15 protein-coding genes are annotated in these 13,330 nt (G+C 55.2%); 6 read left to right on the top strand and 9 right to left on the bottom strand.

Features of this window, described 5'->3' with window-relative positions:
• Window positions 1-22: 22 nt before the first annotated feature.
• Genes RAL88_RS19550 through RAL88_RS19540 form a run of 3 tightly spaced genes read left to right on the top strand, consistent with a single transcriptional unit; the run spans window position 23 to window position 3,531 of the window.
• Window positions 23-2,248, top strand: coding sequence for a transglycosylase domain-containing protein (locus tag RAL88_RS19550; RefSeq protein WP_306265752.1), 2,226 nt, complete (start codon window positions 23-25; stop codon window positions 2,246-2,248).
• A gap of 3 nt (window positions 2,249-2,251) precedes the next feature.
• A complete protein-coding gene (locus RAL88_RS19545; protein WP_306265751.1) occupies window positions 2,252-2,896 on the top strand; it encodes a DUF1214 domain-containing protein in 645 nt (214 codons plus the stop codon).
• Window positions 2,893-3,531: a hypothetical protein gene (locus RAL88_RS19540; RefSeq protein WP_306265750.1), complete on the top strand. Its 639-nt coding sequence runs from the start codon at window positions 2,893-2,895 to the stop codon at window positions 3,529-3,531. The genes RAL88_RS19545 and RAL88_RS19540 overlap by 4 nt, the downstream gene beginning before the upstream one ends.
• Here RAL88_RS19540 and RAL88_RS19535 read toward each other — a convergent pair.
• Window positions 3,506-4,336: a hypothetical protein gene (locus RAL88_RS19535; protein ID WP_306265748.1), complete on the bottom strand. Its 831-nt coding sequence runs from the start codon at window positions 4,334-4,336 to the stop codon at window positions 3,506-3,508. The genes RAL88_RS19540 and RAL88_RS19535 overlap by 26 nt on opposite strands.
• Window positions 4,337-4,866: 530 nt before the next feature.
• Between RAL88_RS19535 and RAL88_RS19530 the strand changes: the two genes are divergently transcribed.
• Complete coding sequence (locus RAL88_RS19530; protein ID WP_306265746.1) at window positions 4,867-5,739, top strand: hypothetical protein; 873 nt, start codon at window positions 4,867-4,869, stop codon at window positions 5,737-5,739.
• 8 nt (window positions 5,740-5,747) lie between these two features.
• On the opposite strand, the gene RAL88_RS19525 is transcribed toward RAL88_RS19530, so the two are convergent.
• From RAL88_RS19525 to RAL88_RS19515, 3 genes are read right to left on the bottom strand one after another with little or no spacing between them, the layout of a single operon-like run.
• On the bottom strand, window positions 5,748-6,095 hold the full coding sequence (locus tag RAL88_RS19525) for a DUF1491 family protein (protein WP_306265744.1): 348 nt from the start codon (window positions 6,093-6,095) through the stop codon (window positions 5,748-5,750).
• A 9-nt stretch (window positions 6,096-6,104) separates the two neighbouring features.
• Window positions 6,105-6,803 (bottom strand): peptidoglycan-binding domain-containing protein, encoded by a 699-nt coding sequence (locus RAL88_RS19520; protein WP_306265743.1) that lies wholly within the window; start codon window positions 6,801-6,803, stop codon window positions 6,105-6,107.
• Window positions 6,803-8,155, bottom strand: a complete 1,353-nt coding sequence (locus tag RAL88_RS19515) for a sensor histidine kinase KdpD (RefSeq protein ID WP_306265741.1) — start codon at window positions 8,153-8,155, stop codon at window positions 6,803-6,805. The genes RAL88_RS19520 and RAL88_RS19515 overlap by 1 nt, the downstream gene beginning before the upstream one ends.
• Before the next feature lie 384 nt (window positions 8,156-8,539).
• On the opposite strand from RAL88_RS19515, the gene RAL88_RS19510 reads away from it, so the two are divergent.
• Both RAL88_RS19510 and RAL88_RS19505 read left to right on the top strand, forming a co-directional pair.
• Entirely contained in the window at window positions 8,540-8,944 is a 405-nt protein-coding gene (locus RAL88_RS19510) for a DUF5330 domain-containing protein (protein WP_306265740.1), read from the top strand.
• A 114-nt stretch (window positions 8,945-9,058) separates the two neighbouring features.
• Complete coding sequence (locus RAL88_RS19505; protein ID WP_306265738.1) at window positions 9,059-9,472, top strand: SufE family protein; 414 nt, start codon at window positions 9,059-9,061, stop codon at window positions 9,470-9,472.
• A gap of 189 nt (window positions 9,473-9,661) precedes the next feature.
• On the opposite strand, the gene RAL88_RS19500 is transcribed toward RAL88_RS19505, so the two are convergent.
• The 5 genes from RAL88_RS19500 to RAL88_RS19480 form a co-directional block, all read right to left on the bottom strand.
• Window positions 9,662-10,105: a MucR family transcriptional regulator gene (locus RAL88_RS19500; protein ID WP_306265737.1), complete on the bottom strand. Its 444-nt coding sequence runs from the start codon at window positions 10,103-10,105 to the stop codon at window positions 9,662-9,664.
• A gap of 304 nt (window positions 10,106-10,409) precedes the next feature.
• Complete coding sequence (gene mnhG, locus RAL88_RS19495; RefSeq protein ID WP_371932122.1) at window positions 10,410-10,775, bottom strand: monovalent cation/H(+) antiporter subunit G; 366 nt, start codon at window positions 10,773-10,775, stop codon at window positions 10,410-10,412.
• Complete coding sequence (locus RAL88_RS19490; protein WP_371932196.1) at window positions 10,775-11,134, bottom strand: cation:proton antiporter; 360 nt, start codon at window positions 11,132-11,134, stop codon at window positions 10,775-10,777. Before RAL88_RS19490 ends, mnhG begins: the two co-directional genes overlap by 1 nt.
• Window positions 11,134-11,610 carry a Na+/H+ antiporter subunit E gene (locus RAL88_RS19485; RefSeq protein ID WP_306265734.1) on the bottom strand — a complete coding sequence of 159 codons (477 nt, stop codon included), beginning with the start codon at window positions 11,608-11,610 and terminating at the stop codon, window positions 11,134-11,136. The genes RAL88_RS19490 and RAL88_RS19485 overlap by 1 nt, the downstream gene beginning before the upstream one ends.
• Entirely contained in the window at window positions 11,607-13,295 is a 1,689-nt protein-coding gene (locus RAL88_RS19480) for a Na+/H+ antiporter subunit D (protein WP_306265732.1), read from the bottom strand. The genes RAL88_RS19485 and RAL88_RS19480 overlap by 4 nt, the downstream gene beginning before the upstream one ends.
• Window positions 13,296-13,330 lie beyond the last annotated feature (35 nt).

Here is a 13,330-nt window from a genome sequence, read left to right as displayed (position 1 = left end):
GCGATCGGAGAGTTGAAAGCGCATGCAGGACCCCTTCGTTAACCGGAAAAAGCCCCTTCCCCGGCTGACGTATCGGGAAGTGGATGCGTGGCTGGAAGCCAGTATCCATAGCGGGTTGGTTGCAATCAGTCGGTTTTATGCTGGAATCCGGCGGTTTTTCATTCGTTTCAAACTGCGCGGAGTAGCGCGTTCCCTGAATGAACTTGCCTCGGAAGCCCTGACAGTCGGACTGGTCGGGCTGGTGTTGATGCTCACCCTTGCGCTGCCTGCATTTGAAGAAACCCGCGGCAATTGGAAAGCTCAGGACGACTACTCCGTCACCTTCTTCGATACGGGCGGAAACATAGTTGGCCGCCGCGGCATACTGCTTGATGATGCTGTGCCGCTGAATCAGATCCCGGACCATCTGGTGAAAGCCGCCCTTGCCACCGAGGACCGGCGTTTCTTCTCCCATTTCGGCATCGATGTTATGGGCACTTTACGCGCCATGATGGAAAATGTGCGCGCCGGTGGCGTCGTCCAGGGTGGCTCTTCAATCACTCAGCAACTGGCCAAGAATCTGTTCCTGTCCAATGAACGGACCTTGCAGCGCAAAATCAACGAGGCATTTCTGGCACTCTGGCTGGAGGTGAATTTCACCAAACGCGAGATTCTGAAATTGTATCTCGACCGGGCCTATATGGGCGGTGGAACATTTGGTGTCGGCGCGGCTGCGCAATTTTATTTCGGCAAATCGGTCAAAGATCTGACACTGGCGGAAGCCGCCATGATGGCGGGTCTGTTCAAGGCACCGACCGCCTATGCTCCGCACACCAACCTTCCGCGCGCCCGTGCCCGGGCCAACGAGGTTCTGACAAATCTCGTCCAGGCAGGATTTTACACCGAAGGACAAGTCCTTGCCGCCCGGCAGAATCCGGCCACCCCGGTACATATTTCCGAACAGGACTATGGCAATTACTATCTTGACTGGGCGTTTGAGGAGATCAAGCGTATTGCCCCGGGGCCCGAGCAGGTTCTGAATGTCACCGTCAGCTACAATCAGCGTCTGCAAAAGGCTGCGACTGAAACAATTGTAAACATGCTGCGCGAATTTGGTGATGAAAAAGAAGTTGAACAGGCAGCCTCGGTGACGATCGAAAATGATGGCCGGGTGCTGGCAATAGTTGGCGGCCGCGACTATGGCGACAGCCAGTTCAACCGCGCCACAGATGCCTTGCGCCAACCCGGATCGGCCTTCAAGCCGTTCGTTTATGCAACGGCCATGATGAACGGCTACACGCCTGACAGCATTGTGGTTGATCAGCCATTACGCATGGGCAATTGGCAGCCGAAGAATTATAACCGCAAATATGCTGGCCGGGTTTCGCTGACCACGGCTCTGGTGAAGTCGATCAACACAATTCCGGTCCGGCTGGCGAACAGCATTGGCCGCAAGAAAATTGTCGACACCGCCCGTGCCATGGGACTGACCACTGATCTGCCTGAATCCTCGCCCATGCCGCTGGGCGTGGCCGAGGTGCGGGTCATCGATATGGCATCTGCCTATGCGAGCATGGCCAATGGCGGCTTTCTGGCGACGCCTTATACGGTGCTCAAAATCTCGAGCACCGATGGCACGGTGTTGTATGAACGGGATTCCGAGGCGACTCCCAAACGTGTTCTGCCGGAACAGGCAGTGGCCAATATGAACGGCATTCTCAATCAGGTGACAACAAAGGGTACTGGCCGCAGAGCGCTGATCGAAGGCATTAATGCGGCAGGTAAAACCGGGACAACACAAGACTACAGAGATGCTTGGTTCGTGGGCTACACCGGGAATTTCACCACATCCGTCTGGTTCGGAAATGATGATTTCACCGGTACAAACCGCCTCACCGGCGGCAACCTGCCGGCTATGGCCTGGCAACAGATCATGTCCGAGGCTCACAAAGGCAAGACTACCTTACCTATGCCCGGTGTGGATATGCCTGTGGCGGAGGCTTTGATCGCCCGAGCGGACGCAGGTAAAACTCCCGGCAATGTGACTGAAACCGCCGGCTTTGATGGTGGGGCGACGAGTGATCAGGCGGCACGTCTGTCTCCTGCAACCGCACTTGCGTTGCAGCGCATTCATCTGTTGCTGGGGGGCGAGGGAATTCAGATTCAGCTGGGTCTGGATGAAACTGACAGTGACGTGGAACCGGTTGCTCTCGACCCTTCCGATAGTGCAATTCTGACGACCAAAACGGCCCCGGATCAGGCAGGTTAATTTATGGCATCGCTGTCTGGAATCAGTATAGCCATGGGGCTTGCTGTTGTCGTCGGCCTCGGGTCTACGGATTTCTTTCTGCGCGCAAAAGCACCGCTGGGAACCACCAGATACCAGATGTGGACCGGGTGGCCGAGTACGGGCCTTGGCACCGATGTCAATGCGGAAAATCCTTATCTTCAGGCCCATACCGCACGCAACGGGACAATTCCGCTTGGCGCAAATGAAGGCGTTCTGTTGAAAACCTATCGCGACAGTGCAGGTGACAAGCTCGTGCGCAATTGCCTCTACCGGTTCACAGGCGAGGTTCCGCGCTCACAATTGTGGACACTGACGGTGACGGACGATGTTGGCCGGGTTCTGCCGAATCCGTCCCTGCGCTACGGCATCACCTCGCGCCAGCTGCTGCGCTCGGCGGACGGGAAATTCGATATCTGGCTGGCGCGGGATGTGCAGCCCGGAAACTGGATCTCACTGGGAGACCTGCCAGAGGACCCCTACACGTTGAATGAACAGGTGCCGATCGAAGGCCGCGATCAGGATCAGAGTTTTCTGCTTACCTTGCGGCTCTATGGTGCCAGCCTCTCATCTGAAGCCTCCCTCAGTGCGGTGACGTTTCCGAGCGTGGAGAAGGTCAAGTGTCCGTGACAAGACGTTCTCTCCTGGTTGTTGCAATTATCGGTCTGTTTCTGGCAGCGATCATCCATATCGGCATTTTGCTGTTCGCGCCGCGCCTGTCGGTCAATGACGCCTGGGATGCGCTTGCGATGCCGTTAGACACCTTTGTGGCGTACCCGGCGCGACCGATGCAGCCGGGTGACGCCTTGCATATCGAGACCATTGAGGACAACCCGATTCTGGAAGTTCCGATCAAGGATCTGGACCCGCAATTTTCCCATGCAATTTGCCGGTTTGATCTGCGCACAGGACCAGTCCATCTGCGCACAGAGGGGCTGGAAGGGTTTTGGACACTCAATTTATTCAGTGCAGGAGGCATCAGTTTTTTCAGCACCAATGAACAGGTCAATGCCGGCAAACCCCTGAATTTGCTGGTCGCCACGCCTCAGCAAGTCGCCAGCATGCGCACAAATAACAGCGCAAGCCTCGACAATCTGGTGCTGGTCGAAACAGACATTGAAGATGCTGCCGTCCTGTTCAGGGTTTACCGCGAGCATCAGGTAGCATTGCCGGACACGGTATCGGAACTGCAAACCGTGTTTTTCTGCACCCCATTCCAGCAGAATCCGTTGGGCAGTTTTATTTCTGCGGAACCGGTGCGTTGAACAGATCCTCGGGCTGATTGCCACTTCCCGCCCCGCTGATATAGCGTGAGCGGCGGCCGCTGTTCTCCAGACCGGCAGGTTGGAGATGCGCAATCTGGGCCTTTCTGAAAATCAGCTCGAGACGCTGCAATTCGCCGTCGGCAAGCCCGGCCCGGCCGTCAGGTTCTTCGATGAGCAACCGTTCAATGGCGCGGCGGTAACTCTCGATACGATAGGCGACGGCGCGCTCCACCCAGTCGATCAACTCGCGATTTTCATCGACCCGCGCTTCAGCTGCGGCCTGCACAGAGGCCAGGGGACGCGGCACCGGACCCTGAACCGTAATCCATCTGGAATCCGGTTCATAGTAGACTGCGGCGGCTTCAAGCCGGATTACATCGGCTGCCATAACTTGGCCAGCGCGTGCAAAAAAAGGCGGAATCAATGCCGCATCGGCAGCAATATCTGCACTTATGCGACCATATCGCCCGGCGGTGGATCTGAACCTGTCAGACCGTAAATAGGAATAATAGGCATCCGGGCTGAGATATCGATCCACAGATCCCGTCAACCGGTAGCGCTGAACGCGCGCCGCAATTTGGTGCAGCCAGTCTCTTGCATGCGGCGGGGCCACAAGATGGCTGGCCTGCTGACGCAGCAATTCTTCATCGTCGGTCAGATTGAAATAGGAAACCGGTGCGCCGCGGAAGCGGGCGACAAAGCCTCCCAGAACGGGCAGCACCCTGGTCTCGATTATGCCGCGATCTTCGCGACCCAGATCAGCGGCAGACGATGGCCCGCCAGCAAACGCTGCGTACCCTGCCATCAAGGCAAGAATTGTAACTCTGGCGACGGAATTCCTCAGTAAGCAATTTCTCATGCTCTGGTTCAGCGCCGTCGCAGCCGTGGTGTGTCTTCCGGTTCTGAAATCCCGCCTTTCACTGCTTCATCCGCCGAAGACCATTGCGGCCTCTCACGCTGGAAAGCGGCAGTGTCAGATTCGCCGATTAGTGACCCGGCGGTCCGGGCTGTTGCGCCGGTCCTATCATGATATTCAACAAAAATTCCATCGAATAACACGACATTGTCGGATGTTCCGCGACCAACCGGACCAGCAAAGTCATGTGCGCGGCCCGAAGGATATTCAGTGTGAGATTTCAAGTCCGGAAAGGCCAAAATCCTTCCCATAGCCATACTCCGTTCGTCTGTTGTTAAACCGGAGTGGATATACGCCCTAACTCCCCGGAGCGGTGTCAACACTATAGCCATAACGCCGCCGAGGTTAACAGTCTGCTAACGAATTGCTGCGACATTTACAGTTCGTGAACCAGACCGGTTTTGTAACGTGTACGGTCAATGTCAAATCGCAAGTATCAAGTCGAACACCGGTTAGTCGCCGGACTGACCGGGAACGGTGAATTCCGTGCTCTGGCAAGCGTGTCGGGAAAGCATCCCGATCAGGCACTGTTGCGCGCGCTTACCGGACTGTTCATACAGAATACGGCTCCCACGCTGTGGGAAATCGGCCAGTTTCAGGAGCTGATGCTCAATTTTCTGCCGGTCGTTGACAGCGCCACCCGGCAGGAGCTGATGGTGCTGCTGGCGGAGCATCCGCATACACCGGAGAAGGTCCGCACAGCGCTTGCGAGCGAATTTGTCGTAAAGAGCCGCCAGATGAAAATGCCTTTAATCCATGATCCAGCGCAGATTTCGCGCCGACAACAGCGCTATACGCTCAAACAACTGCGCGACATTCTGCCGCTCCAGGTGTCGGGAAAAATCGCGCGGGTTGCGGCTCTGGCAGCGATGCGGGATGATCGCAATACGCTGCGGACCGTTCTTGCCACACATTTGACGGTGTCACGTCCGTTTGCCGAACATCTCCTGAGCGAGCCCGACGGTTTTGCACTGGCGACAGCGCTTCGCGCCCTGCGCATGCCAGACCAGGTGGCACGCACCATTTTGCTGGCCTGCCAGGCAATGCACAGCAGCCGTCTAACCGGCCTTCCGCAACCGTTCGAATCCTTCAAACGGCTTGATCCAGAGGCTTGCCGCAAACGGATCATGGACTGGGAACAGGCATTCCTGACCAAACGCAGACCACAGATGACCAGGAGCAGAACGGGCCATCAGCCGCTTTATGTTCCAAGCGGACAGGATCGCAGCCGTCCCGCCGACACCATTTACACTGTGGATGCAGCCAGTTCTGCAAAGCGCAAAGCCGGCTAGATCAGGCTTCAAACAGCCAGAGGCAGGTGATGATTGCCTGCGGTGTCTTCAATTTCGACAATCCAGATATCCGGGTCGAAATCCCGTTCCCGGCTGAGCCGCGCATCAATTTGTGCATCGTCTGCACTCAGGATCAGTTCGAACATCCGACTGTCTTTGCCATCCAGCTCGACAGACAGTTCCGCCTGCGGGGCCGGGGCATACAGGCTGATACTGCCGCCAGCCACGATGATTTTGACAAAGATCGCTCCGGCTTCAGTAGCGCCACGTCTGACGAGATAGCCGAAGGACCCGTTCAGCCGACATTGTCTGAGATAGGCCTGAACCCATAGTTCACTGGAAATTCGCTGCGCCATGGCGGGCAATCAGTCCAAAGCGCCGATCGCCAGCAGGCGGACCATCAGATCATCACTCATCTGCCCCGTAATCGGCATTCCCTGGTTCATTTCAAACCTTTGAATAGCCGCTGAAGTCTCACCGCCGAACATTCCGTCCGCAGAGACCGGTCCATAACCAAAATTGTTCATAGCCTGTTGAACCGACAGAATTTGAGGTGACGCCTCGGATGCTGGCGATTGATCAGAATGCGGGATAATTGTCGGCGAGCGGATCGGCAACGGTATCCCGCCCTCATCCCTGATGAGTTGGTCCATACGCATCCGTGCCAGAAGCTTGACCGAGGGCTCACCGGTTGGCGACACATTGATGCCGCGCTCATAATCTGCAATGGCGGCGCGCGTTTCCGGTCCGTCCACTCCGTCAACCCGGCCATGATAGAACCCTTTCACTGCCAACAGGCTCTGCACCTCGCTGACCATAGCACGGTCAGCAACCAATGGGGGGTAGCGCAGATCGGCGCCTGAAGAAACCGTCCGTATTTCGCGCTGCATCAAAGCTGCCAATTGACCGCCAGGCGCACGGGTCTGGAACAACGGAGCGGGATGATTTCCGGGTTGAAGATAAGCTGCATTGACTGCAACCAGCAGAGCAATGGCCGCGCACAGACCGATGGCGCTGTTGCGACCCGGCTTTTCAAGCAGTTTTTGTGTAATTCGGGCTGCCATCAGGCACTTCTCCTGAAGCCACCGGCTGGTTCCAGCAGGCTCGTCTCAAACAGGTTATCATCATCAGTCGTGTTGATGTCGGCCGGCGTTACACGCACACAGGGCAGCGAGATGGTGACCGTCGTCCCCTCGCCGAGCACGCTTTCCAGTTTCAATGCACCGCCGTGCAGCGATGCCATCTGATCGACCAGTGCCAGACCCAATCCGGTGCCGGTGCCGCAGGTGCCATTGACCCGTTCAAAAGGTCTGGCAAGACGTGGCAAAGCCTCGTCCGGGATACCCTTTCCGGCATCTCTCACAATAAAGTCCATATGTCCGTCAGATTTCCGCAAAGTCAGAACTATTTCCTGATTGGCAGTGCTGAATTTGACGGCATTGTCGAGGATATTCAACAGCATCTGACGGCAGTATCTCTGATCGGCATACAGCGCAGGCAGGTCAGACGGGCAGTCGAATACGATTTTCATGCTCCTGTCGCGCACTTGCGGTTCCAGAAATGAGATGCATTCCCGGCACAGCCGGGCAGCATCGAATAAGTCGCAGGACAGCTCCAGCCGTCCGGCCTCAAGTTGCCCTGCAGTCAGCATTTTTTCGACAACACCAAGCAAATGCTGACCTGCCGAATTGATCCGCCCGGCATAATCCTGTTTTTGTGCAGCAGTTCGCGGTGTCTTCGCTTCCCGGGTGAGCAATTCGGAAAAGCCAAGAATGGAATTCAGCGGCGAGCGCATTTCATGGGCCACATAACCGAGCGTGACGATAAGCTGATTCTCGTCTCCGCCTTTGCGCACCGGGTTAGCCGGTTCTTGATCCGGTGCTGCTGTGTCGGGAACGTCCCGAAGGCAACTGATGCAACCCTCTTTGGACCAATGGGCTGAAAATGCAAAAGGGTGGTAGACGCCCGGACTTTGATCGAGAGAGACCGCAAGCCGGACCGGCAGAACGGGCCTGCCCTGCGCCGCATCCGACACGGTTTTCAGGAAGGCCGGCCGGTCGCTGATACGAATCCGGTTCAACAGCCCCTTCCCCAACACGGCGTGGCCGAGATTCTGCAAAAGTGGATGCAGCGAGCCTGACTGCGATACGATGTCGCCATTGCTGTCATGCTGCAACGTCAGTTCTGTCAGCGGACGTATGGTTGGTGAACCGGCATTCCCTGAGCGCTTTGAAGCCACCGGAATTTCCGTGCCGCGGCTTTTGGCAAATGACTGCAGCAGACCGGCGAACGCCCCCAGAACCGAACTGCCTATAGCCATGCCGAGCAAAGGCACTGTCGGCATATCTGTGACACGGGAGACGGCCAGAAGGGCCGGCATGGACAGGCCGGCACCGATCAGTGCGCCTGTGAGCATGCGTGTCTCCAGACCACCGGGAAGAAGTGACAGGACAGGATTTGAACGGGTTTTCTCGACGATTTTCAAAGGTCTCTGCTCACGGTTTATGTGATTGGGACCTACCATCGCAGTCAAGGTTTACCGTAAGGCTAAGACACTCCCGTCAGGTGCCGTAACAGCCGGAATTTGCATTCAATCTGCAGAAAACCGGAAAACAGGGTTAACAGCCTGTGAAGAGCGGACAGACCCTGCCATAAAGCTGGCTTCCACAGTTCTCCTTTTCTTCGCCATATACATCCATTACAATTTGATTCAATTTCAAAACCAGTTTTCTATGTATTTTCAATTTGCCTGCCGCATAATTGCGCTTTAACCCCGGAACAGATCGTCGAGTTCTTCTGTATGTTTTTCATACGTTCCATTTTCTGGCTCTCCGTTGTCTTTGTGTTGTTGCCAGTGGCACCCGAAGACAAGAACAAAATTGAACCGATTTCTCCGTTTGAAGCGATCGGGGCTGCGGCTGCAACCGTTCGTGACTTATCCGGTTTCTGTGCGCGCAACCCGGAAACCTGTGCAACCGGAGGCAAGGCGGCGGTCGCATTTGGCTACAAGGCTAAATACGGGGCGCAGCAATTGCTGACTTCCTCGGACGAAGATGCCCCTGAGGAGTCCGAAAAAGTGCCTGTCGTGCCACATGTTGACAGCACACCTGCAAGCCTGACGACGAAATCGGACCCCGGTAAAGTACAGAGTGAGACAACTCCCGTTTTTGGCACACCGACACCACGCGCACGCCCCGTCACCTGAACCACTCACTTAGCCAGCGGCAGTAAATCCGGGCCACTGCTGAAAAGTGACGTTTACTCATTGGCGAAAGCCACTATATCTCTGGGCAATACAGCTTTGCCAAAGACAGGTCTGATGAACATCACGGAAATCGTTGAAAATTTCTCCTATCTGGATGAATGGGAAGACCGCTATAAATATGTGATCGAGCTGGGCAAGGAACTGGAACCCATGCCGGAGGCGCTTCAGGTCGATGCCAATAAGGTCATAGGCTGTGCCAGCCAGGTTTGGCTCTCGTCCTCAGTGAGGGAACAGGACGGTCAAAAAATATTGCATTTTCTGGGCAACAGCGACGCGCATATTGTTCGTGGACTGGTCTGCATCACCCTTGCGATTTTCAATGACAAGACCGCGCGCGAAATTTCCGATCTGGATGCGGAAGCCATTTTTGACGAAATCCAGTTGCGCGAACACATCTCCGCACAACGATCAAATGGCCTGAATTCCATGTTGCAAAGGATTCGTGCAGAGGCAAAACACATTCTTTGAACAATGATGCCGGCTGTGAGCCAAGTTGCCGGCTGTGAGCGATGATGCCGGATTTGAGGCCGCTTCCAATTGACCCTGGCCCGGTGGACCGCAAGCCAACCGCCCGCGATCAGACTCAAAAAGCCCGAAGAAATGATCTTCGGGCTTTCGGTTTGTGTGCAGTTCGGCTGTTCAGCCAGCACTGGCCATTTATTTCTTCGGACGGCGTCCACGTTTCTGGGTGCCACGACCAAGGCCCATCTGTTTGGCAAGCTCGGATCGTGCCCGCGCATAGCTTGGCGCAACCATCGGATAATCCGGCGCAAGACCCCATTTTTCCCGGTACTCTTCCGGCGACAGATCGTAATGCGTGCGCAGATGACGTTTCAGAGATTTAAACTTCTTGCCGTCTTCCAGGCAGATCAGATATTCCGGCGTGATCGACCGGCGCGGAGAAACAGCAGGTACTAAAGGCTCCGGCTCCGGCTCACTGTCTTTTTCACTGATATTCACCAATGCCTGATGTACATTGGTAATGATTCCAGGCAGATCTGAACCTGCAACCGCATTATTGCTAACATAAGCAGCAACAATATCAGCGGTAAGGTCAATCAGATCGCTCTCCACCAAACCAGCTGAACTTGTTTCACTCATCGAATTATACTCCATGTATGTCTTTATCTAACACTATATCGGATGTATCTAGGGCAAGTGTTGTAAAATAACAACCAAAAACATGGAAAAACAATATCCTCTGAAAATGTATTGAAGCAGCGCTCGTTATTTGACCCACCGCTAACGGTGTAAAATAGATTGAGTGGTCTCAATCAAAGCACCAATTCCAAATCTGCTTCAATTTGACGCATGGACAGAGGCACCGAAGTTCAACTTCGATGCGCTAATAACCAATTTGCATATTTATAGTTGTGTTGGTGTATTCACCGTGTATCGAGCGACCTCATTCCAACGTACTGGGTTGGCGTTGTTCATCGCTCAGAAAATCATTCATGGCTTCGCAACGAGTCGAAGGCTCCGGCCGATACCCTACAATATAGGCGCTGCGGGCCAGCAGGTGCGAGGAAATGGGTGTTGTCAGCAGAAAGAAAATAATGGCGGCAATCGCCCGTGTGACCACGTCCAGTTCTTGGGAGAACACAGCCAGGGCCAGCAACATCATACCGGAGCCGAGCGTGCCAGCCTTACTGGCCGCGTGTGTTCTGGTATACAGATCCGGCAATCGAACAAGGCCAATAGCGGCGATAACTGCAAAGCCGGATCCGATCAGAATGAAGATGCCGGTGACAACAAAAATAATATCCTGCATCATTCTTCTCCTGCTGCACTGTGCCGGGTTTCCTGATTTATAATATTCAGATCCCCTTCAGGATCGGGCGCTTCGTCCACCGTCGAGCCGCGGCTCAACACATAGCGGGCGAAAGCGACCGTGGCCAGGAACCCGATCAGGCCGAGCGCAATGGCAACGTCGATATACAGAAAAAAACCGGTTTTGATGCCGATCACAGCGATAAAACCAATTCCAACCGCAACCAGCATGTCGAGTGCCAGAACCCTGTCCGGTAAAGTTGGACCGCGAACAATCCGCACGATGATGAGCAGAAATGCCGAGACAAGCATGGCCAGCGAGATATTGATCGAGATATCCAGAAAGCTTTCAGCAAAAATCATCGGAATGCCTCCATGATTTTCATCTCGAAGCCTTCAGCGATATCCCGCTTCAAGGCTTCCTCATCTGTGACGTTGATGGCGTGAATATAAAGGGTCCGGCGGTCCGGCGAGACATCAACAGACAGTGTTCCCGGCGTCAGGGTGATCAGATTGGCCAATATGGTAATTTCAAAATCCTTATCCACACGCAACGGATAGGCGATAAAAGCCGGATTGATCGCCATACGCGGTGACAGGACGAGCTTTGCCACAGACAGGGCGGACAGAACCAATTCATAGAGGAACAGCAGGAACAGACTGATAACCCGTCGCGAACGACTCATATAGCCGACCGTCCCGACCTGCTCGCGGATCAGCGACAATGCCAGCGCCGACAGCGCAAAACCAAACAACAGGCTTGGGAGACTGAATGAGCCGGTGATCGCCGCCCAGACCAGGGCCATCAGAATGTTTATGAGAAACAGCGAATTCATGTCCCATCTCCTGAATTATCGTCCTGTGACAGGCTGTCACCAGACCCGACTTCCGGCTCATTCTCCGTTTCCGCCTGCGGCTGCATTTCAGGTGCTACAGCAGCCTCGCCCAGAACAGCCCGGATATAGGATTGCTCAAACAGCAGCCCACCGGCACCTCCTGCCGCAATATTGAGGTAAGGCCGGGGGAAAATACCAAGTGCGACCACCAGAGCGGTCAGGCCGATGATCGGAAACAGCAGATCGCGCCGGTTTGCCGGATCAAGTTTCGGCATGGTGTGAAGCGCTATGGACTCGCCATCAGGGGTTCCAACCGGGCCGCCGCGCCAGAAGCTCATGATCCAGATCCGGCCCACCGCAATCGTGGTGAAAAGACCGGTCAGCAATATGGCGGCCGCGAGCCAGCCATTGCTTCCTGCCAGCGACGCCTGAACCAGGGTCAGTTTCGGCCAGAAGCCGGAAAAGGGCGGCAGACCCGACACGGCAAAGGCCAGGATCAGAAACAGCGCGGACAAAAACGGGTCGCGCCCATAAAGCCCACCAAGCTGGCGCAGATCATGGGAGCCGGCCTGACGGATCATCAATCCGCACACCATATACAGCGCTGTCATTACAATCATGGAATGAACCGCATACAGAATTGCCCCCATCAGGCCCAGATCCGACGTCAGCGCAATACCAGCCAGCATGGAACCGATCCCGGAAATAACCAGATATCCCATCGTGCGGCGAATGTCGTTTTGAGCCAGAGCGCCAAGCACGCCGATCAGCATAGTGGCGGCGGCAATCCAGACCAGAACATCAGAAAAGATCAGTAGTGAGCCAGGCATCAGCATCACCAGCGTGCGCAGCAGTGCATAGACGCCGACCTTTGTCAGCAGACCGGCAAACACAGCGGATACGACGATGCGCGGCGTATGGTATGCGGCCGGAAGCCAGCTGAACAGGGGAAACGCAGCCGCTTTCATGGCGAATGCGACGAGATAAATCGCGGCAATGGTATGGATCGGAGCCCCGTCAGGCAGAGCCGCCACCCGAATTGCGATATCCGCCATGTTGAGTGTTCCAACCAGTCCGTAAAGATAGCCGGTTGCAATCAGAAACAGGGTGGTCGCAATCAGATTCAGAAAAGCATATTTGACCGCGCCGTCGAGTTGAGGTTTTTCGTTGCCCAGGATCAGCAGACCAAAAGAGGCAATCAGCAACACTTCAAACCAGACATAAAGATTGAAAATATCGCCGGTCAGGAAAGCCCCGCTGACACCAGCCATCAAAAGGACGAGAAACGGAAAGAACCCGTAGCGCCGCTCATGGGTTTCTATTTCGGTCAATGCGTAGAGACCGGAGAAAAACGCCACCAGGGCACCGACAAGCGCCAGGAGTGCACTTAAGATATCGACTGCAAAGCTGATGCCGAAGGGCGGCAACCAGCGCCCCATCGTCATGACAATCGGCCCGTTATTGATGACATGCACCAAAAGCCCGATACAGGCAGCCACCAGCAATGCCAGTATGGCGATCGCCGTGCGTCCCTGCAGCACGGTGTTTTTTCGCTGAGTGAGCAAAAATGCCCCGCCGAGCAAACAGATGATAATCGGCGCAACCACCAGCCAGTCCGCCAGCGCTGGTGAGTCTATCACCATCGCCCGGCTGATATCGGCGGCCTGTATTGCGTGTTTTGCCATAGTGCGCTCTCTGCCCTAAACCATTGCCTGTTTGC

The organism is Pararhizobium sp. IMCC3301, assembly GCF_030758315.1.
In the GTDB taxonomy this organism is placed as follows: Bacteria; Pseudomonadota; Alphaproteobacteria; order Rhizobiales.
This window is presented reverse-complemented; position numbering and strand designations above follow the sequence as displayed.

Coding starts and splice junctions, on each gene's coding strand:
- mnhG (WP_371932122.1), bottom strand. CDS start 10,775: ATGCAGGATATTATTTTTGTTGTCACCGGCATCTTCATTCTGATCGGA.
- RAL88_RS19550 (WP_306265752.1), top strand. CDS start 23: ATGCAGGACCCCTTCGTTAACCGGAAAAAGCCCCTTCCCCGGCTGACG.
- RAL88_RS19510 (WP_306265740.1), top strand. CDS start 8,540: ATGTTTTTCATACGTTCCATTTTCTGGCTCTCCGTTGTCTTTGTGTTG.
- RAL88_RS19500 (WP_306265737.1), bottom strand. CDS start 10,105: ATGAGTGAAACAAGTTCAGCTGGTTTGGTGGAGAGCGATCTGATTGAC.
- RAL88_RS19520 (WP_306265743.1), bottom strand. CDS start 6,803: ATGGCAGCCCGAATTACACAAAAACTGCTTGAAAAGCCGGGTCGCAAC.
- RAL88_RS19485 (WP_306265734.1), bottom strand. CDS start 11,610: ATGAATTCGCTGTTTCTCATAAACATTCTGATGGCCCTGGTCTGGGCG.
- RAL88_RS19525 (WP_306265744.1), bottom strand. CDS start 6,095: ATGGCGCAGCGAATTTCCAGTGAACTATGGGTTCAGGCCTATCTCAGA.
- RAL88_RS19505 (WP_306265738.1), top strand. CDS start 9,059: ATGAACATCACGGAAATCGTTGAAAATTTCTCCTATCTGGATGAATGG.
- RAL88_RS19515 (WP_306265741.1), bottom strand. CDS start 8,155: ATGCTCACAGGCGCACTGATCGGTGCCGGCCTGTCCATGCCGGCCCTT.
- RAL88_RS19535 (WP_306265748.1), bottom strand. CDS start 4,336: ATGGCAGGGTACGCAGCGTTTGCTGGCGGGCCATCGTCTGCCGCTGAT.
- RAL88_RS19545 (WP_306265751.1), top strand. CDS start 2,252: ATGGCATCGCTGTCTGGAATCAGTATAGCCATGGGGCTTGCTGTTGTC.
- RAL88_RS19480 (WP_306265732.1), bottom strand. CDS start 13,295: ATGGCAAAACACGCAATACAGGCCGCCGATATCAGCCGGGCGATGGTG.
- RAL88_RS19530 (WP_306265746.1), top strand. CDS start 4,867: ATGTCAAATCGCAAGTATCAAGTCGAACACCGGTTAGTCGCCGGACTG.